The sequence below is a fragment of the Sorangium sp. So ce381 genome (assembly GCF_051473845.1).
In the GTDB taxonomy this organism is placed as follows: domain Bacteria; phylum Myxococcota_A; class Polyangia; order Polyangiales; family Polyangiaceae; genus Sorangium; species Sorangium atrum.
Genome location: NZ_CP150336.1, coordinates 2,707,785 through 2,728,648, shown reverse-complemented (window position 1 = coordinate 2,728,648; position 20,864 = coordinate 2,707,785). Strand labels below are relative to the sequence as shown.

Genomic DNA, 20,864 nt, shown 5'->3' with positions numbered 1-20,864 from the left:
ATTGCCGTTCTGCGCGCCATCGAATGCACGAACACAGGAGGGAAGATCATGTCGGCCAGCTCATCAAAGACGACCATCGTTCATGACGAGATCCGCCAGTGGGCCGAATCGCGCGGAGGCCGCCCGGCGACGGTGAAGAGCACCGAGGAGGGCGGTGAGCCTGGCATCCTCCGCATCGATTTCCCCGGGTACAGCGGGGAAGACACCCTGGAGGAGATCTCGTGGGAGGACTTCTTCGACAAGTTCGAGGAGTCGAACCTCGCCTTCGTGTACCAGGAGAAGACAGCGGACGGGCAGCCGAGCAACTTCTCCAAGCTGGTGAGCCGCCCGGACGACATGGTCCAGAAGGGCAAGCCGGCGTCGCGCGCGGCAAAGGGCAGCACGGAGAAGGCGAGCAGCGCCAGGAGCACGAAAGAGAAGCGCGAGAAGGCCGAGCTCGACGTCGAGGTGGAGGTCCAAATCGATCTCGACGAGGAGCCCGGCGGCGCCGAGCAGCGTCCTCGCGGGAAGCAGGCCCGCCCGAGGGGCGCCGAGGGCGAGCACGCGTCCCACATGACCATCGACCACGACGAGATCCGCGCGTGGGTCGAGGCGCGCGGCGGCCACCCGTCGACGGTGGCGCGGACCGAGAAAGAGGGGGAGCCCGGCGTCCTCCGGATCGATTTCCCAGGGTACAGCGGGGAAGACACCCTGGAGGAGATCTCGTGGGATGATTTCTTCGACAAGTTCGAGGCGTCGAACCTGGCCTTCGTGTACCAGGAGGCCAAGGCGAGCGGCGAGCCGAGCTACTTCTCGAAGCTGGTGAGCCGCCCGGACGACATCGGCGGCAAGAAGGCGAAGCAGAGCAAGCAGAGGTCGAGAAAGGCGGCCTGAGCCAGGAAACGAGGACCCGGGAAGGAGACCGGCGGGCGGCAGGAAGAGCGATGCTTAGGGTCAGCGCCGGCGCGCGGGCGCCGTCGGGGCGGCATCCGGCGCGCCGGACACGTCCGAAGCGCCCGATATGCCCGGTGCGCCCGACGGATGGTTCCTCTGCCACGCCGAGGCGTTCGTGAGCAGCGCGTCCCGGAGCTCCGCGGCAGCGCCCTGGAGCTCGCCGCCGCGCCTGCGGACGAGATGGAAGACCTTGCGCGGCAGCTCGGGCAGCGGGCGCGCGACGAGGCCCCGAGGGAGGCGGCAGCAGGCGTTGACCACCGCGATGCCGACGCCGAGCTGGACGAAGTGGACCATCAGCTCCCAGCCGTTCGCCTCGACCGCCGGCTCCCAGCGGACACCTGCCGAGAGCAGCGCCTGAGCGAGCAGGGCCCGGTGGGGCCGCGACGGGCCGGGGACGACGAGCCGCGCCCCCTCGAGGTCGCGCAGCCGGACCTGGCGCTTCCGGGCGAGCGGGTGGCCGTCGGGGACGACGAGGACCTGCGCCACCTCGGTGAGGCGATCCGCGGCGAGCCCGTCCGGCGCCCCCTCGAGCGGCGCGACACCGAGGTGGGCCTCGCCCGCCGCGACGGCCTCGAGCGTGCCCTCGCGGTCGCGCGTGAGCAGCCGGAGCGGGGCCGCGGCGCGCGCGGTGAAGGCGCGGATGCCCTCGCCGAGCAGGTAGAGGTACGAGCCCTCCCCGGCGCAGAGCACCACCGGCTCCCGGCTCTCGCCGTGGCGGAGCACGTCGAGGAACGAGCGCGTCCGCTCGCCGACCTCGCGCCCGAACGCCGCGACGCGCTTGCCGTCGGCCGTGAGCTCCAGCCGCTGCCCGCGCCGCTGGTAGAGCGTGACGCCGAGCGCCTCGCCCAGCTTGCCGATCTGGGCGTGGAGCGCCGGCTGCGAGACGTGGAGCGCCCGCGCCGCGCGCGTGAAGTTGAGGTGCTCGGTGAAGACCACGAAGGCGCCGAGCCAGTCGAGGTTGAGCATGGCGGGAAGCTATCGCGAAACGCGATAGCGACTCCAGAAATACTTCTTCCCGATGATACCCGGGCGTCTATTCTTCCTCTCGCCGATTCCCTTCACGGTTTCGGTCCCGGTCCCGCTCAGGGACCTTCCGGAGGCCTCTGCCTGCCCGCGCGGATCGCGGGCCGCGGCTCCGGTTCACGAGACGAGAATGGAGCTTGAGATGGGCCGCGATCGCTTGACCGACATGAGCAAGAAGCTCTCCTGGCTGCTCCGCCACGCGGCGCCCGCGCAGGGCGTCGCCATGGACGATGCCGGCTGGGTGGCCGTGGACGATGTCCTCAAGGCGCTCCGGATCTCCCGGTCGGTGCTCGACGAGGTGGTGGAGAACAACACGAAGAACCGCCTCGAGATCCACGGCGACCGGATTCGCGCCTCGCAAGGGCACTCGCGCGACGGGATGCCGGTGACGCTCGCGAGCCTCGAGGCGTCGTGGGAGGAGGTCCACGGCGACGCGTCGATCTGGCACGGCACGAGCGTGGACGCCGTGCGCGGCATCGCGCGCGAGGGGATCCGGCCGGCGGCGCGCACGCACGTCCACTGCACCGACGCGCTGGGCAGCGCGGTGGGCAAGCGCGCGAAGGTCGACGTGATGCTCGAGATCAGCCCCGCGAGGCTCCGGGCGCGCGGCGTGCGCGTCTTCCGCAGCCAGAACGGGGTGATCCTGGTGCGGGAGGTGCCGGTCGAGTGCCTCGTGGGACTCTTGCCGATCGCCGCGCGGGCGCAGCGGGAGGCCGAGGCGCTGCGGGCGATGCTCTTCGGCGAGGGGTCGCGCGGGGCGGCGTGATGGCCTTGTCCCGCAAGGGATTGAGCCGCGCGTGGGAGTTGCCCAGGGCAACCCGTACCGGTGACGAACATCCGGCCAAGCGTTATCGCATGTGCTCGATGTCTCGCGGCATGGTCACCCAGCTGTGCATTCGCTCCTCGTAGACCGAGAATGTCGGCGCAGGAAAGCTTGGGTCAGCGAAGGCGCCAACCGGAATGGCGATGCTCTCCTCGTGCCCGGCCATGACGTAGTAGACAGTGGCGCCGCGCTCGGGGCAGAAAGTGAAAGTGCTCCTCGTACCTTCGTCTCCGACGCGTACGAAGTCCCTGCCTTCCCCGGCAATGGACACCTTCGATCGATCGAACCGGGCCTGGGCGCCAAAGACGCTTCCGGCCGGAGGTGTCGTCCACTGGGACTCTGTCGTCACGATGGCACCGATGGCGCTGGCGGGATGGCTGCTCGGCAGCCGCATCTTGCACCAGCAGTACACGCCTGGAGGAGCCGACTCGAGCGATCGGGCGACTTCGGTATCGCGACGCCGACGAGCACCTGCTCGACCGCTCGGGGCATAAGTGGGTCCTGGCCCCTGAAGCGTTCCCAGGTTGGACGCAAGTCCTCCACGCCCGCCTTCGTGCGCGCTCGCGGCCGCTTCACCCGAAACGCGGGATTATTGGGCCGACGGTCGATTCCGTCGATATGAGGCTCGCGTGCACGCAGCGAGCGGCGCGAGTCGCATTGGCATCAGAGAATCCATGATTCCCAACTCGATACGTCCTCTTGCGGTTTGTGCCCATGTTCCGATTCTCCTGGCGGCCATGCTCTCAGCCTGCGCGGACGGCGACGCGCGCCCCGACTCGGTCCAGTCGATCCAGTTGAAGGCGACGTCGGTGCCGAACGGATTCTCGCTCCAGACCGTGCTCTCGGGACTCGAATTGCCCACGATGGTGCGGTTCTCTCCCGACGGGCGCGTTTTCGTTTCCGAGAAGAGCGGCAGGGTCAAGGTCTTCGATTCGCTCACGGATACGAGCCCGACGCTGCTCACCGATCTGTCCACCCAAGTCTACGACTACTGGGATCGCGGCCTCCTCGGAATGGCGCTGCACCCGAGCTTTCCGACCCAGCCCTATCTCTACCTGCTCTACGCGACCGACATCGTTCCCTACGGAGACACGTGTCCCGATCCGCCCGGCGCGACGAACGACGGGTGCATGGCGAACGCGGCGCTCGTCCGGATCACGGTCGGCACGGACAACACGGTGCTAGAGACGAGGGATCTCCTCCGCGGAAATTGGTGCCAACAGTTCCCCTCGCATTCGATCGGCTCACTCGAATTCGGCGCGGACGGCGCGCTCTACGTCAGCGCGGGCGATGGAGCGAGCTTCAACTTTGCGGACTACGGACAAGCCGGCGGAGATCCGAAGAGCCCGACGCCCCTCAATCCCTGCAACGATCCCCCTCTCGAGGGTGGGGCGCTCCGAAGCCAGGATCTGCAGACCACGTCCGCCTCCGACCCGGTGACGTTCGACGGCGCCATCCTACGGATCGATCCGCTCAGCGGCGAGCCGCTCCCGGGGAATCCGCTCCTCGGAGGCGATGCGCGTGACGATCGGATCGTGGCCTATGGGCTGCGCAATCCGTTTCGAGTCACGACGAGGCCTGACACGTCTGAGCTCTGGATCGGCGACGTCGGCTGGGATACTTGGGAGGAGATCAATCGCGTCCCCGATCCCACTGCGTTCCCGATCCGGAACTTCGGCTGGCCGTGCTACGAGGGCACGGGTCGCAACCCGAGCTACGATAGCGCGGACCTGCCGATTTGCGAGAACCTCTACAGTACCACGGGCGCGGTGACGCCTCCGCACTTCACGTATCAGCACGGCGTTCCGCTCGAGAGCTGCCCGGAGACTCCCGGGTCAACCTCCGCCATCAGCGGGCTCGCGTTCTACGCGGGAGGGAACTATCCGGTCAGCTATCAGGGTGGGCTGTTCTTCGCCGACTTTGCCCGCGCATGCGTATGGGTGATGCTCCCGGGTACCGATGGCCTTCCGTCGCCTTCGAATATCTCCCTTTTCGCGAAGAACGAACCAGCCGTCGCCCTCGTGCGCGGTCCCGATGGCGACATCTTCACCGTCGACCACAACGGCGGCACCATCCGACGGATCGTCTTCGCTGGCGCCGGCAACGCTCCCCCGACTGCCGTTGCGCAAGCCACGCCGACGCGGGGGAGCGCGCCGCTCGCCGTCACCTTCGACGGGCGCAGCTCTTTCGACCCCGATGGCGATACACTCTCGTATAGTTGGGATCTCGACGGGGATGGTCAGCTGGACGATGCGTTCACGTCGATGGCATCGTTCACGTACAGCACGCCGGGCACATACGTCGCCACGCTCGGCGTGTCGGATGGCCGCGGCGGCACGGCGACGAATTCGGTCACGATCGCGGTCGCCAACGACGCGCCGTCGGCGACGATCATCACGCCGGCCGTGGGGACGACGTGGGGCGTGGGTGACACCATCAACTTCTCCGGGCAGGGGACGGATCCCCAACAAGACCCGTTCCCGACGTCGTCGATGCGGTGGGTGCTCGACCTCCGTCACTGCTCGCCGGACCAGCCGACCGACTGCCACACGCATCGGCTCCAGGAGTTCGTCGGTGTTCCCTCGGGGAGCTTCGTGACGCCCGATCATGAATATCCGTCGCACCTCGACCTCACCCTCACGGTGAGGGATGCGCTCGGCCTGAGCGATTCGGAGACGCTGTCGCTTTACCCGCGCACGATCGATCTCTTCTTCGACACCCAACCTCCGGGGCTCGCCCTCGTCGTCGGCAGCGCGCAGAAGAACGCGCCCTTCACGCGAACGTTCATCGAAGACGCCATGACGTCGATCGCAGCGCCGACGCCGCAATCCTTCGGCGGAGCCACGTACGACTTCGAGTCGTGGTCCGACCGCGGCACGCGGTTACACACGATCACGGCCTCCGCTGTGGGCACCCTCGCCGCGACGTTCGATGGTCGGCCCGTCGCGGTCGCGACGGCGACGCCAAGTTCGGGGCAGATCCCGCTCACCGTCTCGTTCTCGGCGGCGGGCTCGAGCGATCCGGACTCCGATTCCCTGAGCTACGCGTGGGATCTCGACGGCGACGGCCAATTCGACGACGCGACGGGCATCACAGCCTCGTGGACGTATTCGGTTGCCGGCACCCACATCGCGAGCGTTCGGGTCACGGACGGAAGGGTCGGGGTCGCCATTGCGACCGCGACCGTAGCCGTCTCCGAGGCACCAGCGAATACACCGCCTGTCGCGGCCCTCGACGCCAGCCCGACGTCGGGCCTTGCTCCGTTGACCGTCAACTTCTCGGCGGGGCGATCCTTCGATGCCGACGGCGACGCGCTCACGTACAGCTGGGATCTGGACGGCGACGGGGTGTTCGGCGATGCCGCGGGAGTTTCGCCCACGTGGACGTATTCGAATCCTGGGGCTCGGCTGGTGACGCTGCGCGTCTCCGATGGGCGCGCCGGGACGAGCGCGGCAACTGCGAAGATCCGCGTGCGAGGAGGCGGTTCGCATTGAACGCCTCGTTCAGACCGCAGGCGTCGAAAGACGCCGTGTGGTCAAAGCGGAAAGCTCCCGTTGAGGCAGGGCCGCGGTATCATCCGAACGTCCTTTCGCCCCGGGGTTGACAGGGAGTTGCCGCGCTCTGACAATCCCTGGCCACCCGTCAGAGAAATACCCTGCGCGCGCATGGCCTGATCTTCAATCACGAAAGGATCGAACGATGAATCTCAAGTCGTTGGTCATTGCTGGTGTGTTCGCTGCTTCCAACCTGTTCGCGCTGGCGTCGAAGGCGGAGGGCCAGCCCTTCGCAAGGGTAAACTCCCACCCGGTCCCTGGTTCGACCGTGAGCGTCGGCGGCGGGGGCGTCCTGGAAGAGGACGGAACCGCGCACGGCGTCATCGCCCCGTCGATCGAGGGCGACCTCTTCATCGCCCTCCTCGACTCCTGGACGCTCGTCGACGACGCCACGGTCGAGATCTGCTACACCCTTCATTGGATCGGCTATAGCGGTGGCATTCCCGACGTCGACCTGTGTCAGGAGTACGTCCTCAACACGTGCAACCTGAACGATGACGGGGATGCCTACATCTGCGTGGATGAGGTCGGGCCTTGATCCGTGTCGGCTCGCGGAGGGCGCGGCGGCGTCGTGTCGATATCGTCCACGGTGAACATGACGCGCAGGTAGCCGAGGGGCTCATGCCGATCGCCGCGCGGGCGCAGCGGGAGGCCGAGGCGCTGCGAGCCCTGATCGTCCGGGGGTGAGGGCGGCGCCGGCGTGCGCGCTCCTCCCGCAGCTCAGCGCCCCCCTGTCAGCCTCGCTGGCGCCTCGGCTCCGCACTTGCTGCTGACGCCGAGCAGCTCGCAATACCTGTCGCCTATCCACCGCTTCTCTTTGTCCTCGCAATTGCATAGCGAGAGGGTGGGCACAAAACTGAAGTCTTGCGCCTTCACCGCGCGATGACAGCCCAGGCAGCTCGACCGCCTCGCCACAGGCTCGATGTCGCACGGCCCTCGCGAGGCGGCCCCGCCCGGCGCGCTCGATCCCACGATATAGGTCTCGATCACCGAATTCCTCAGCGTCGCCGGCTCGGGCTTCGACCCGCTGTGCGGCTTGTACTGCACGCCGATGAGCTGGTAATGCTGGAGCACGGTATCGTTCGACTTCAACCAATCGCGCGCCTGCGCGTTGAGCTTCTGCACTTCCGGCGGGATCGGGTCGACCCGCGTGATCTGCGTTCTGCACACCGTGGAGCCGTTCACATGCACCTGCTTGCTCGTGTTGGGACGGCACGTCGACGCGTCACACCTGGGATCGTTGAACGAGGGCCCGCTGGGCGCCTCGGCAGGCGTCAGGTTGTCCACATGTTCGAACGTGGACCAGATCCAGTCCCCGTAAGGCTTGGATTTTTGCATGATGTGAAATCCGATCAGGCCCAGGCGGATCTTGCCCTCCCCGGCTCCCGGGCCGGACGGCCGCGGCGAGGCGAGCCGCTGGAGGAACCGACCGCTCTTGCTCTCCGCTTCGGACAGCCGCTTCCAGGCGAGCTTGATCGCCATCGTGCCGACGAAGTCGAAGGTATCCGCTCCGGAGTCTGGGCCTCGGGCCTTGCACTGGCCCGTCCTGAAGTCGATATAAGCGGCATTCGCCGTAGGCTGGGCAGACGCCTCGGCCTCCACCGCATTCATGAGCGTCTCGTGCCACCTGTCGTCCAGCCTGACTTCGTAGAGCACCGTTTGCCCGTTCTGATCGTACACGACCCGGTGCTGCTCGGAGGCCTCGCCCGCGCCCCGCCGGAGCGAGTCCGTCAGGCAATCGCCATGGCAACTCCATCCCAGCGGGTCGTCCAGCTCCGGCGAGTCGTCGTCGGGATCATCGTTCAGACTCCTGTAAATCTGCTCCGGCGTGTACCAGCTATTCCAGCGGGGATAGACGCCCCGAGCGTTCAGCCGGTTGAGCTCGCGCTCGGCCGTCCAGCCGCCGGGATAGGGGACCCGTCCAGGCCAGTTGAGCGCGATGAACAGGCGCCAGGCGAAGAGCTCCATTCCTCGACGCTCCTGGCCGGGATCCTCGCTCCACGGCGAGACGCAGTACCACGTGGCGGGCAGGTTGATGAGCTCGTAGCCGCTCACGAAGGGGAACCCTGGTGCTCCTCCCATGGCCGCCCCGGGGCCCTTGACGCCGGGGGTGAGGCTGCCCCCACGTCCGCTCACCGTCAGGCACGCGCTCCCGGCGAGCAGGGTGAACAGTGCACCTACGATCGCGATCGCACGCATGTAAAACCTCTGTCTCTGCGTCTATCGTCAGAACACCGAAAGAACCGGCGCGAAGCCAAGATACCCCTTGGCGCCGAGGCCTTGCCCCGCATGAAGCGTGATCTTGACGTCGAGCCAGCGATGAATACGGGCCTCGGTCGAGACCGAAGGGCTCGACTCGCGGGCGCTCCCCGGCCAGGCCTGCAGCGCACGCCGCTTGTCGGGGGCGCAGAGCCCATGCTCCTCGAGCAGCTCCAGCAGCGCGCGCCGCTCGGGGTCCAGGCGCGCCGGGTGGTCCAGCTGAAGCTGCGAGAAGGCGACAGCGACGTAGGGCAGGAGCGCGTGGTCGAGCGCGAGATCGAAGTAGACGGTGTCGTCGGCCGTCTCCTGGGTCGAGAAGGTGCTCACGAGCTGCTCCAGCGAGTCGAGCGGACCGGGCCAGCCGAGATCCTTCAAATAACCCACCAGCTGCGCCCTGGGGACGGCGCCGTAGAGCTTGATCGTCGCCGGCTCTCTGGCCAGCATGAACGATACGTGAATGATGCGACCGGAGAGCGGGAGGCCCCTGAAGCAAGCCTTCATCGCGCTCCGGTTGCTCGCGGACAGCACCCCCTCGAAGGCTCGGGGGAGCGCAGGCGCCAGGAGATCCAGGCAGCTCTCGTAGGAATCCTGAGGGTCCCAGGCAGCCGAAGAGGGCTCCGTGGTCAGGTACCCAGGGTCGACGCAGACGCAGAGCGACGGGGACTGCCGCGCCGCCGGGTGCGTATTCACGTGGTCGAACTCGAGCCACAGGAAGGGCATCCTACTGAGCCCTCCGTGGGCGAGCGTCGACCAGCGGCGGATGACGTCCCAGGTGAACTGCCAGGCCGGGTCGCGCGTGAGCTCGTCCGGCGGCTGGTCGGCCGCGGCGCGGATGCTCCGCAGGGCGTCGTCGTCGCGGGAAGGGGCCACGCAGGCCAGGAAATCGACCTGTTCCTGCCCCGCCGCGAGGCGGCACTCGATGTAGTACGAAGAGAACAGGTCGGGGAGCCGCGCCGTGAGCGCGCCGATGCTGGACTTCACGGCGTGGTCGACACACGCGCTGGGGATCCTCGGCGCGACCAGCTCGCTGATGTCATGACTGGACCACATATTGGCTCCGAATCCGTCCCATGGTGAGGTGTCACGGCGCTCGAGAGATGCACGCTGCGGCGAGGGTCACCAGATCGGCGGGGTCGGCGATACGAGCTCCTCGACCAGGAGCTTCTGGCAGAGCGCCTTGAGCGCGCGCTCGTAATCCGCGGGGCTCGTGCTCACCTTGGCGACCTTCACCACCTCGGTGGCCACGGCGCTCCCCCTCGGGATACCGAACTGGCTCTCCATCGTGGCCAGCATGTCTTCGTGGAAACGCGCGCGTATCCTGGCGTCGTTCTTCACCCAGTACATCAGGGAGAGCAGCCCTTTCGGCTTCCTGCCAGCGCCAACAACCATCTCTTCGCGCCTGGCATCACCATGATTCGAATCGCTCACGATAGACCTCCATCCTGTCAGAATCATTCCATCGGAGAGACGAGCTCTCCGGAGAGCTCATCGAGCATCGCCTTGGCCGACCTCAGGTGCGAGGTGTCGAACCCCTCCGTGAACCAGCTGTAAGGTTCGACCAACAGCTGTCGAGCGGCCGCGCCTCTCCCCTGCCGATGCCAGAGGCGCGCCAGGCTGAGCGCGGCGCGCAGCTCGAGCGATCTGGAGTGATGGCGGCGAGCGCTCTCGACGGCCTTGAGCAGGGACTCCTCGGCCCGGTCCGCGCCCGCCGCGGTCGGGTCCGCGCGTAGGCTCAGGTCGCCACGGAGTCGATGAAGCTCGGCTTCGTAGAGGAGGCCCTGCGTCTTGACCGCTTGATCGAGGGCGTCGTCGACGGTCGCCAGCGCTTCTTCGACCTGGCCGAGCTCCCCGAGCGCCTCGGCCAGCCCTACCGCGAACTCGGGGTAGCCGCAGCGCTCGCCCGTATCCCGTATCCTCTGGAGCCCAGCGCGGATGTCCTCGACGCCACGGGCCGCCTGCCCCTCCAGGCAGAGGGCCCGGCCTCGGAGGAAGATGCTCGCGGCGTGCCACAGAGGAAACCCTTTCTCCTCGGTGATCGCGAGGAGCGACGGGATCTCCTCGAGCACCGCGCCGCCTTCGCCGCGCAGCGCGGCGATCTGGAGGGCGCGAAACAGGCTATGTACATAGCTGTGGACGTGCCCCCGCGCTTTGGTCTGGGCGACCGCGGTGCGCGCCTTCTGGATCGCCTGCTCCGGATAGCCCAGAAACCAGAGGGTCATGGCCAGGTACGCCATGCTCGCCGTCCCGGGATCATAGGAGTAGATGGCCGTCAGGGGGCCGTGCGCAGCGGCGTCGTAGAACGACATGGCTCGCTCCAGGTGCTCCTGCGCGGTCTGGAGCTCGCCCCGCCACATGTGATTGCCTCCGTGCAGCAGGTGGGCGGGCACGAGGAGCGCCGGATCACGCTCCTTCTCGGCGACGCTCAGGGCGCGCACCGAGAGCTGGACGGCGGTCTCGAGCTGCGCCCGTACGCAGTTGAACGCGCTGAGCCCCCAGATGACCGGGAAGTTTTGCCTGGAGTCGCCGAGCTCGTCGCACAGCTCACGCGCCCTCTCGTACGCCGCGCCCACCGCTGGCGCGCCATAGCCATGGGCCCCCATGAGGGCCACCGACAAGGAGAGCCGCAGTCCGAGCTCCTTGGCGGCGCGGGCCGGCGTGTCCGGCTGGGTCGCGAGCAGCTCGAGCGCGCGCTCGAAATGCCGGATCGGCTCCAGGCTGGCGGATTGCTGGAGGGCCTTCTGCCCTGCTTGGCTCCAGTACGGGATCGCTTGCTCGACGAGCTCGGCCTCGGTGTAGTGATGAGCGACCAGCTCCGGATGGTCGGTCGCCCACTGGGGATGGCTCGACTCCAGCACCCCCGCGATCCGGGCGTGGACCTCCCTCCGCATCTCCCGGGGCAGCGACTCGTACGCCGCGTCCCGGACGAGGGCATGCTTGAAGGCCCACACCGAGGCCTTCATCCGGCGCCTGCGTATCAGGAGCCCGACGTCGACCAGCTGATCCAGGTGCTCCTGCAGCGCGGCCGCGTCGAACGGGCTTATCGCCGACAGCACCTCCACGCTGAACTCCCGCCCCAACGCCGCGGCGAGCTGCGCGGTCTTCTTGGCGCGACCCAGCCGGTCCAGGCGCGCCATCAGGAGATTTCGCAGCGTGCTCGGGATCTCCTCCCGCCCGAGCGGGCGCGCCAGCTGGTACCCTTCGTCCCGCTCGATCAGCACGCCCGACTCGACGAGCATCTCGGTCAGCTCCTCCACGAACAGCGGCACCCCGTCCGTTCGGGTCACGACCTGATCGATCACCTCGGAGGGCAGCGACTTTCCACCGAGGAGCGCCGTGACCATCTCCGCCACCTGCGCACGCTCGAGGCGGGCCAAGGGGACCTGTTGAACGCCGGAGGTCGAGAACGGGGGTGAGAATTCAGGTCGTGCGGTCATGAACACTGACACCGGCGCTGAAGGAGCCTCGTGGACGAGATGCGCGAGTTGCTCGAGGGTCGTTGTATCGGACCAATGCAAGTCCTCTGCCACCAGCATCAGCGGGCGCTCCTCGGACATACCGAAGAGCAGCAGCAACACGGCGTTCAGGGTCAGCTCCTTCAGCCGCTGGGGAGAGACGTCGAGCGGGGCATAGGGCGGCGCCATGGGCAGGGAGAAGAGCGGCAAGAAGAGCGGCATCGCGTCTGCCAGCGTGAAGCCGTGGCCCGACAGGAGCGCTTCGAGCCGCGCGATCCGGCCCTCGGGCGAGGGCTCCTGATCGAGGCCCAGCGCGCGCCCGAGCATCTCGACGACGGGGAAGAGCACGCTGCTCTGCGTCTCCGGCGCGCAGCGGAGCTCCAGGAAGGTGTGGGGATCGTTCGCCAGCCTGGCGCGCAGCTCGCGCGCGAGGCGGCTCTTGCCGATACCGGGCTCCCCCGTGATCAGGGTGCATTGCCCGGCGCCTGCGCGCGTCCGGCGCCAGCGCTCGAGCAGGATCGCCATCTCCTGCTCCCTGCCGAGGAGGGGCGCGCCGCGGCCCTCCTCGTCCGGCGTCGGCCGAGCGCCTCGCTCCGATCGCAGCAGGAACAGCTCGCGGGACGCGCCGTCGCCGCCTGCGCGCCGCGGCCCCTCGCCGTCGAACGCGAAGGCGCTCCGCAGCAGCCGATGGGCCTCTGCAGAGACGACCACGGCGCCTGGCGGCGCGAGCGCCGCGATGCGCGCGGCCGTGCTCGGCGTCGCGCCCACGTTGAGCCCGACGTCGCGGAGATCCCGGGCGACGAGGACGCCCGTGTGAACCCCGAGCCGCGCGTCGAGCCGCACGCCCCGATCGGCGAGCCGCGCGCGCTCGGCCTGCGCCTCGGCCGCGATCTCCAGCGCCGCCCGGGCGGCGCGCCGCGCGTCGTCCTCCTCGGCCCGCGGATAGCCGAAATAGATCAGCATCTGATCGCCGAGCGTGGCGGCCACGTGCCCCCGGTAGCGGCACGCGATCTCGGCGCAGCGCGCGAGCTGCGCGCGCTGCAGCTCGTCGGCTCGCTCCACGTCGAGCGCCTGGGGCGCGTCGGCGAGCACCCCGATCGTGCAGCACACCGCCGTGAGCTGCCGCCGCTCCCCGTCGGGCGCGGGCCTGGGCGGAGAGCTGGACCGGGCCACGACGGTGGCCTCGAAGAGGGCGTGCGCCCGCCGCGGGCCCCCGTGGAGGCTGCCACGGAGGGGCGCGCCGCCGCCGACCATCATCTCCCGCGACAGATCGTCGAGCTCGCAGGCTTCGAGCGCGGGGACGAGCGCCGAGGCGCGCGCGTCGCGCGCGTCCACGTTCTTGTCGGTCACGTGGCGGAGCAGCCCGCCCAGCCAGTGCCCAGCGAGGGCAAGCGGGATCGGCACGGGGTCCGGGCTGAACTGCGCGTACAGGATGTCGGCCGGTGAATTCCCGGTGAACACGGGCTTTCCGGTCAGGCACTCCAGGAACACGAGCCCCCACGAGAACAGGTCCATGCGAGGCGTCGGGTCCAGGCCACGGAGCTGCTCGGGCGCGGCATAACCCACCGTGCCCAGCGCCTCGCCCGTGCCGGTCAGCTGGACCATCTGCTCGGCATCGGAGCCGACGAGCGCGCCGATGCCGAAGTCGAGCACCACCGCGTTGCGGCGCGCGCCCGAGGGGAGCACCATGATATTGCGCGGCTTGAGATCGCGGTGGATGACGCCTCTCGCGTGGGCGCACGCGAGCGCGTCGAGCACCTGCAGCATCAGGTGCCGCGCCTCCCGCGGCGCGAGCGCGCCCTCCCGGGCGAGCACGTCCGCCAGCGTGTCTCCCGGCACGAAGGAGAACACCGTGTAGAGCAGCTGCTCCCCGACCTGCCCGAAGTCGACGAGCTGGACGATGTTGGGGTGGTGGAGCTGCGCGCAGAGCCGCATCTCGCGGATGAACCGCGCGATCCGCCGCTCGATCTGGGCTGCTCCGTCCTGCTCGGGCAGCCGCATGATCTTGAGCGCCACCTCCTGCCCCGTGGTGAGCTGACGCGCCTTGTACACCGCGCCGAAGCCGCCCACCCCGAGCTCCGACAGGAGCTCGTACCGATCGGCGAATGCAGCTCCGCCCGCGAGCAACGACTTGCTTGGATGCATGCCCGCCCCTTCCGTGGTTTGTCGTCCGCGATTCCCGCGCGACGCGACACGGCGCGCAGCGCATCCGCCAACGCCTCACATCGATGAAACCGCCGCGCCTCCTCGGGTGTCAAGGAGCGTCGAGCTCGGCGCGCTGGCCTTTCCTCCCCTCCCGTCCAGCGCGGCGGCGCGTGGGTCAGCGCCCCTCCGCCGGCGTTTCGACCTCCTCGTTGAGCAGCGCGGCGAGATCGGGATCGATCTCGTATCCCAGCTTGTCGGCGAGCTCCCGGACCCTGTCGAGCTCCCGGCGCAGCGCTCGGTGATGATTGCGGTTCTTGATGAGCTGCTGCTGGCCGAACAGGGTGAATGCCTCCTCGCGGCTCCCCGTCCGCCGTACCGCCGCGCCCAGCACGAGCCCTCGGAACACCTCGACCAGCTCGAGCGACAGCGGCGTGCCTTCGCGCGCGCGCCGCTCCGCCTCCTGCACGAAGGCGTGCGCCGCGCGCCAGAGCTGCGTGAGCAGCGCGCCCTCGTCCGGCGCGCCCTCGTACGCGAGCGCGCGCTCCACGTGGCCCCGCTGGAGCACGAGCTCGCCGCCCGGGCCGCCCCGCTCGGCCAGCGCGAGCGCGTAGGCGCGGCGCACGATGTTGTCGAGCTGCCGCAAGTTGCCTGGCCAGGGGACGTCGAGCAAGAGCTTCACCGCCTCGGACCCGATGCGCGCGACGCCCTGGCCGCCCCCTTCGCGGTGGCGCCGGCTCAGCATGTAGTCGGCCCAGAGCGGCACCTCGTCGAGCCGCTCGGTCAGGGGCGGGAGCCGCACGGGCAGGACGTTGATCCGGTAGTAGAGATCCTCGCGGAAACGGCCCGCGCGCGCGGCCGCGCGCAGGTCGGTGTTGGTGCCGATGAGGAAGCGCACGTCCGCGCGGCGCTCGCTCCCCTCGTCGCCGAGCGGCCGGTAGCGCCGCTCCTCGAGCACGTGGAGCAGGCCCGCCTGGGCCTTCAGCGACAGCTTGTCCACCTCGTCGATGAAGAGCGTCCCCTGCGCGGCGCGCGCGATCGCGCCGGGGTTGTCGCGGATCGCGCCGGTGAACGCGCCGCGCTTCCAGCCGAAGAGCTCGGCCATCTGCAGGTCCTCGGGCACGCTGAGCAGGTCGAGCGTCTCGAACCGCTGCCCGCGGCGCGCCGACTGCTCGTGGCACCAGCGGGCCAGCCGGGACTTGCCGGCGCCGGTCGGACCGCTGATGAGGATGGTCTCCTCCTGCCGCGCGAAGACGCGGAGCAGGTCGATGAGGCTCGCGGCGGTGGGGCCGACGACCGGCAGGAACTCGTCCGCGCGCGCCGGGGTGGCCGGCCGAGGCGGCAGCGCGCGCAGGTAGGGCGCCGCGGCGCTGGCGAGGAGCTCGAGGAGCTCGTAGCACCCGCGCCAGACGAGCTCCCCTCCGATCGCCTGCTTGCAGCTGACCTCCAGCGCGATCATCCCCTCGACCGCGCCGCCCGGCGCGCGCAGCGGCACCACGTGGACGTGCGTGGCGTCGCGCCCGAGCATCCGCTCGCGCGTCTCGCTGCCGGGCAGGCCAGCCCCCTCGCGCCGCTCGAGGTGCGCGGGCGCGCCGTCCGCCAGCCAGGGGCGCAGCACGCCGAGCTGGACGTCGATGGAGACGGAGCAGCGGTGCTCGACGAGCCAGCGCCAGACGCTGCCCGACGTGAGATACCCGGTGCCCTCGACGCGCGCTCCGCTCCGGTGCTCGAGGCCGAAGAGGCGCTGATAGCCGCCCTCGGGGCGAAGGTGCACGACCCCGCGGAGCACGCGCCCCTGCCCCATGAGCGGGCTCGCGGCCAGCGCCGCTTCGACGCCGGTGAGCATGTCCTTCAGCACCGTGGTTGCGGCGTCCTCGAAGCAGCCGGCCCCCATGAGACTCGTGATCAGCTCAGGGAGCAGGTCATGGAGCATGAAGACGTAGGCCAGGGTACACGCACTCCCCCCGGCTCGGACGAAAATTCATGGCGGTCCTCTGGCACCCGGGCTGGCGCATTCGGCAAACCCGAGTGCGCGTCCGGAGCCGCCGGCGTCTTGAAGAGACGCTCGCGCGTCTCGCCGGGACACATGCACTTGCCCGGGCAGCTCGCGCGTCGCGAGCTCTGTCGACCCCGGATCGTCCTCGGGGAGGAGCGTGAGGCTCAGGGCGGTCGATGCCGTCGCGTCCCCACGGGACACGCTGCCTCCTGCGGAGACGCGGCCAAATGTCATCTGGCCAGCAGATCAGTCCGCCCCGCCCGGGGCGAAGGTCAGGTGAAAGGCGCCCCGCGCCTATCCCAGCTCCGGCATCGGCTTTGCTTATGTTTCGTGGGACGATCGAGGTCGTTGCCAAAGAACCCCACCACCTCGCGTGGCGGAAGCTCGATTGCGCTCCCGCCAAGCGGCTTCAGGGCTCGCGATCGGAACCATCGTTCCGATCGTGTTCCCTATCCCTTGACCGTGACGAGCGGCCACAACCGCGCCACGCGCCGCGCGATCCCCGCCTCCTCGACGGAGCGCACCACCGGCGTGATGGGTTTGTAGGCATAGGGCGCCTCCTCCTTCATCCGCTGGTGGTACTTCGCGAGGATGTCGCGCCGCCGCCGCACGTGGGGCGCGTCCGGGTCGAGCGGCGTCACGACATGCAGCTTCTCGACCGCGCGCCGGTAGAGGTCCTCGTCCGCGTGCGCGGAGCGCCCGCGGGTGAGGCTGCGGCCCGCGCCGTGGCACGCGCTCGCGAGCAGCGCCGCGTGCCCTGCGCCCGCGAGCACCCAGCTCGAGTCGCCCATCGACCCGGGGATGATCACCGGATCACCCGTGTACGAGAACGCTCCACCCTCACCATCCGGTCCCCCTGCGGGCGTCGCGCCCTTGCGGTGCAGGTAGCGCGGCTCGGCCCCGTCGGGCTCCCAGATGAGATTGTGCGGCGCATCGTACACGAGCGTGCTCGCGACCTCGCGGCCAAGCACCTCCCGCATCGCGCGCACCACCATGAGGCCCAGGAAGAGGCGGTTCGCGAACGCGAAGTTCGCGGCGTTCCGCATCGCGTCGAGGTAGACGGAGGCCTCGTGGGCGTGGGGGCCCACCGCCGGCAGCACATAGAAGCCGTGCGCCGGATGGGGCACCCCCGCGGGGTACAGCGCGCGGGCGCGCTCGTTGAAATAGCCGCCGACCGCGTGTCCGAGCCCGACGGAGCCCGCATGGGCCATGATCGTGACGGCGTTCTTCGTCAACCCGAACGAGCGCGCCGTCGCGCCGTCGACCAGCTCGTCGACGGCCTGTATCTCGACGAAATGGTTGCCGCCGCCGACCGTGCCGATCTGGATGTCACGCCCGTCCGCCCGGCCCGACGCCTGGATGTACGCGTCGAACGCGAACGTCCCGCGCGCGGGGAGCCCGCCGTGGAAGTGCACGCGATCGAGATCCGCGCGCTGCGCGCGAGGATCGTAATGCGCCCACAGGCCGGTGCGGGCGTTGTCCGCCGCCGTCTCGTGCAGCCCGGACAGGCCGTCACGGAGCATGGCCGCGCGCTGCCGCGGCGACATGGGGATATCGCGCTGCCCCTGGAAGAAGATCGCGCGGAGCCGCTGCTTCAGGGCGCCGACGTGCGGCTCGAGCTCGTCCCGATCCACGTCTGTTGCGAGCAGGCGCATGCCGCAACAGACATCGTTGCCCACGGCCTGCGGCACCACGAACCCGCGGGCATCCACGACGGTGCCCACGGGGATGCCCGCGCCCTTGTGAAAGTCGGGCGTGAGCACGATGGAGCGGATCTCGCCGGCTGTTCCGCCCCAGAACGGGGCAATCCTGCCGGCTTTTTCCCATGTCCGAAGATCGCGGAGCGTGCCTTCGAGCGAGGCGAACCGGAGGAGCTCCTCGATGCCGTCGGCCTCGACGACGACATCTTCCCTCGCCACGAGGGTGATCGGAATACCGAACGAATTGTCGATGCGGGCCGTCGCGCCATCCAGGCGACGCACCACCGCATCGAAATGCAATTTGCCAACCATGCTGCCGTCCAATCCACGAAGACGCACGCAGCCGACGCGTTCACGCGACGGGGCCGCGGCTCACTCTCCCCCGATCTGGACCCGGTGCGCGCACGAGGGAAGCGCACACCGCAGCAGCGGCGCCCAATATAGACGAGCATCGCCGCCCGTCAAGCGGCGGCGGCCGGTTCCACCTGCCCGGCTGGCGCGGGGCCCGGGCGGCGGGTTCGGTCGCCGCGGGCCCCGCGCTCATCGCGATTCAGTGGACGCTCAGCAGCGGCAGCCGCAACACCTGGAAGGGCGGGATTCCAAGGCGGAACGAGCACGACTGGTTCGCGAGGCTCGCGAGGGCCTGCTTGCGGTTGTCCATCTCCGCGAACGAATGGCTGAGCCCACGGTTGTCCGTCACCGTCAGCGGACCTTGCAGGAAGGCCGAGATGCTGGGAACACCGCCGGGGCCCGCGGGGCGGATGTGGTAGAAGAGCGTGTCCGTCTCGCCCGTGTGGCATCCGCTGCACGTGTTGGACGAGAACCGAAAGCGCGCTTCGAGCTCCGCCGGCGTCTCCAGGTCCGGGTGATCCCAGAAGGTCCCGGCGTTGTAGGTCGACGCGCCGCCCATGAAGGGCACGCCTCCTGGGGCTTCGGGCATCGTGTAGCCGGGGCTCATGGAGGCCAAGATCTCCGTGAGCAGCGCGTCGCTGCCATTCAGATCGATCGGCGCCGGGGTCGTGCCCGGAACCGACGTGAAGCTCGCCTGGTGCTCGCGGGGGTTGTTCTTGGTGGTGGTCTGTTGCAGAGGTCCGCTCCCGGGGCGGATCACGAACTCGCGCATCTGCCAGATCCCCGTGAGATCGATCTCGTTCGTGCGCAGCTGGTTGAGCGCGTTCTGGTTGGGGTTGCCCGGCGCGGCGCCGTTCCTCACCACCTGCTCTGTCAACGCCTCGAGCGCCGCGCCGTAGGCGGGGTCACCGGGGAGCAAGGCGCTCAGGTTGACCCACTTGTTCGCCCAATCCTTGATGTCGACGCAGCTCGTGATGGGCACTCCGTACTCGAAGATCGCCGCGGCCTCGATCGGCTGGCAGGTGTCCACGCCGTCCCTGGCGTCGCCGTCCCGATTGCCGTCGCGAACCTCCATCAGGCCGAACACGAAGCGGAGCTCGCCTCCGTTGTTGCCGGCAGCCCCGCCGAGGTAGGGCGAGCTCTGCGCGAGGTCGGGGCGGTACAGGATGGCCTGCAGCCGGAACGGCGCGATGCTGAGGTTCAACGCGCCCCCGCCGCTCCTCTGGCGCCAGGGGTTGATGATCATGCTGTCCACGTTCGCCGCGGCGGCCGCGCTCGTAGCATCGAGGACCAGGCTGCCCGAGCTCGCGTTGACGATCTGCTGGGTGCGCCAGGAAGCCAGCCACTGCTCGACGAACTGGCTCGCGGTGAGCCCGGACCCGATGGCCATCTGTTCCATCAGGTAGCCGAAGGTCCACTTCTTGAGCGGGGCGTTCGCGGCGCTCGAGTCGCACGGGTTCATGGTGCGCGCCGGGTCCTCGATCACCGGCAGTGAACGGATCAACAGCGATTTCTGCGGGTTGATGGCGGCCGTGGTCACGCCGCCGAGCGTGCGCAAGGGGCCGAGCTCCGCGAGGTTGGGCAAACGGATGGTCGCTCCCTTTTTCAGCGCCTCGATGTCGATCGCGTTCGTTTGCGAGATCTCGATGGCCTTGGAAGCGATACGCGACCCCGGATCGAACGTCTGGAGCGTGCGGGTCTTGAGCTTCGAGATCTCGCTGTTGATCTGGCTCAGCCGTTCCAGATCGATGGGGATCGAGGCGGAGAACAAGCCGTCTCCCGCCTTGAGATCCGGCTTGGTTCCCGAGTCGTTGAAGGTGACCGCCTTCTCGCGCGCATCGAGGCTCATCTGGAACGCCGCGCCTTTGTTCTCTTCGATCACACGCTTACGGTCGCCCGGCGCGAGCTCGAGCGAGAGCACCCCGACGCCATCCGACGTGAGCCGCAGGTGCAGTTGTTCGACCTTGGGCGCCCGCTTGGAGGGCGCCACGATGAGCGACTCGCTGTTCGATGCGGCGAGCTCCGGCTCTTCCGGCTCGGTGCCGCAGGCGGTCAGCAGCAGGGCGCAGGTCAACGCCGCGCCTATCGATCGATTCTTCATGGAATTCTCCATCGTTGGTCGTTGGTGCGCGCGGCGCGAAAGGCTCCCGCGCGTGACGAGAAGCTCCAGACGTCTGCAATCCTCACGCAGAGCTGGACGTATCCCCTGGCCGCGGATCCCGGGCCGAGTGATGGCTATCCGGGCGCCTGACCGCGCGGTCGGGGAGACGCCTGCCGGTACTGCAGCTCCGGTGCCAACCGGACGGACGATCGCGTGTGGCCAGAGCTGGCCCTTCAAGCGCGTGCCCAATACCGACGCCCGCGCCTCGACGGGTGATGCCGAAAGGCTGGACGTGCCGTTCCATGGCGGCACATCGTTCATGGCTTCACGCCGAAACCGACCGCCGGCCCGGCGCATCGGTACTGTCGCCCTCCTGTGACGCCCCCTGGCTCCGCGCCGCGCGGTGCAACAGCAGGGCGCCCGATCTGTTACGGGGACACGTGCGCGGCGCGCTTTTCCGCAGCGCAACACGGTGTATCACCGGCGTAACACCCCGTTTTATCGCGGGCGCAGGGCGCGCCGAGCCGGGC

14 protein-coding genes are annotated in these 20,864 nt (G+C 69.0%); 5 read left to right on the top strand and 9 right to left on the bottom strand.

Annotation, left to right across the window (positions count from 1 at the left end):
• Positions 1-48 precede the first annotated feature (48 nt).
• Positions 49-873 (top strand): hypothetical protein, encoded by an 825-nt coding sequence (locus tag WMF29_RS10440; protein ID WP_437328697.1) that lies wholly within the window; start codon positions 49-51, stop codon positions 871-873.
• Positions 874-933: 60 nt separating this feature from the next.
• Here the strand turns inward: WMF29_RS10440 and WMF29_RS10435 are convergent, their stop codons facing one another.
• Positions 934-1,899: a LysR family transcriptional regulator gene (locus tag WMF29_RS10435; protein ID WP_437328696.1), complete on the bottom strand. Its 966-nt coding sequence runs from the start codon at positions 1,897-1,899 to the stop codon at positions 934-936.
• A gap of 199 nt (positions 1,900-2,098) precedes the next feature.
• Between WMF29_RS10435 and WMF29_RS10430 the strand changes: the two genes are divergently transcribed.
• Positions 2,099-2,722 (top strand): RNA 2'-phosphotransferase, encoded by a 624-nt coding sequence (locus WMF29_RS10430; RefSeq protein WP_437328695.1) that lies wholly within the window; start codon positions 2,099-2,101, stop codon positions 2,720-2,722.
• Between the two features lie 82 nt (positions 2,723-2,804).
• On the opposite strand, the gene WMF29_RS10425 is transcribed toward WMF29_RS10430, so the two are convergent.
• A complete protein-coding gene (locus WMF29_RS10425; RefSeq protein WP_437328694.1) occupies positions 2,805-3,173 on the bottom strand; it encodes a GFA family protein in 369 nt (122 codons plus the stop codon).
• 235 nt (positions 3,174-3,408) lie between these two features.
• Here WMF29_RS10425 and WMF29_RS10420 point away from each other — a divergent pair, with 235 nt between their 5' ends.
• The 3 genes from WMF29_RS10420 (at position 3,409) to WMF29_RS10410 (ending at position 7,020) form a co-directional block, all read left to right on the top strand.
• Positions 3,409-6,273, top strand: a complete 2,865-nt coding sequence (locus WMF29_RS10420; RefSeq protein ID WP_437328693.1) for a PKD domain-containing protein — start codon at positions 3,409-3,411, stop codon at positions 6,271-6,273.
• A 205-nt stretch (positions 6,274-6,478) separates the two neighbouring features.
• Entirely contained in the window at positions 6,479-6,871 is a 393-nt protein-coding gene (locus WMF29_RS10415) for a hypothetical protein (protein ID WP_437328692.1), read from the top strand.
• Complete coding sequence (locus tag WMF29_RS10410) at positions 6,868-7,020, top strand: hypothetical protein (RefSeq protein ID WP_437328691.1); 153 nt, start codon at positions 6,868-6,870, stop codon at positions 7,018-7,020. Before WMF29_RS10415 ends, WMF29_RS10410 begins: the two co-directional genes overlap by 4 nt.
• A 33-nt stretch (positions 7,021-7,053) precedes the next feature.
• Here the strand turns inward: WMF29_RS10410 and WMF29_RS10405 are convergent, their stop codons facing one another.
• The 7 genes from WMF29_RS10405 to WMF29_RS10375 form a co-directional block, all read right to left on the bottom strand.
• Positions 7,054-8,532 carry a hypothetical protein gene (locus WMF29_RS10405; RefSeq protein ID WP_437328690.1) on the bottom strand — a complete coding sequence of 493 codons (1,479 nt, stop codon included), beginning with the start codon at positions 8,530-8,532 and terminating at the stop codon, positions 7,054-7,056.
• A 27-nt stretch (positions 8,533-8,559) separates the two neighbouring features.
• Positions 8,560-9,642 carry a hypothetical protein gene (locus tag WMF29_RS10400; RefSeq protein ID WP_437328689.1) on the bottom strand — a complete coding sequence of 361 codons (1,083 nt, stop codon included), beginning with the start codon at positions 9,640-9,642 and terminating at the stop codon, positions 8,560-8,562.
• 66 nt (positions 9,643-9,708) lie between these two features.
• Positions 9,709-10,020, bottom strand: a complete 312-nt coding sequence (locus tag WMF29_RS10395; RefSeq protein WP_437328688.1) for a hypothetical protein — start codon at positions 10,018-10,020, stop codon at positions 9,709-9,711.
• 23 nt (positions 10,021-10,043) lie between these two features.
• Positions 10,044-14,189 carry a TOMM system kinase/cyclase fusion protein gene (locus tag WMF29_RS10390; RefSeq protein WP_437328687.1) on the bottom strand — a complete coding sequence of 1,382 codons (4,146 nt, stop codon included), beginning with the start codon at positions 14,187-14,189 and terminating at the stop codon, positions 10,044-10,046.
• A gap of 175 nt (positions 14,190-14,364) precedes the next feature.
• Positions 14,365-16,119, bottom strand: coding sequence for a sigma-54-dependent transcriptional regulator (locus tag WMF29_RS10385; protein ID WP_437328686.1), 1,755 nt, complete (start codon positions 16,117-16,119; stop codon positions 14,365-14,367).
• A gap of 512 nt (positions 16,120-16,631) precedes the next feature.
• On the bottom strand, positions 16,632-18,194 hold the full coding sequence (locus WMF29_RS10380; protein ID WP_437328685.1) for an RtcB family protein: 1,563 nt from the start codon (positions 18,192-18,194) through the stop codon (positions 16,632-16,634).
• A gap of 238 nt (positions 18,195-18,432) precedes the next feature.
• Positions 18,433-20,334, bottom strand: a complete 1,902-nt coding sequence (locus tag WMF29_RS10375; protein ID WP_437328684.1) for a hypothetical protein — start codon at positions 20,332-20,334, stop codon at positions 18,433-18,435.
• Positions 20,335-20,864: the final 530 nt, after the last annotated feature.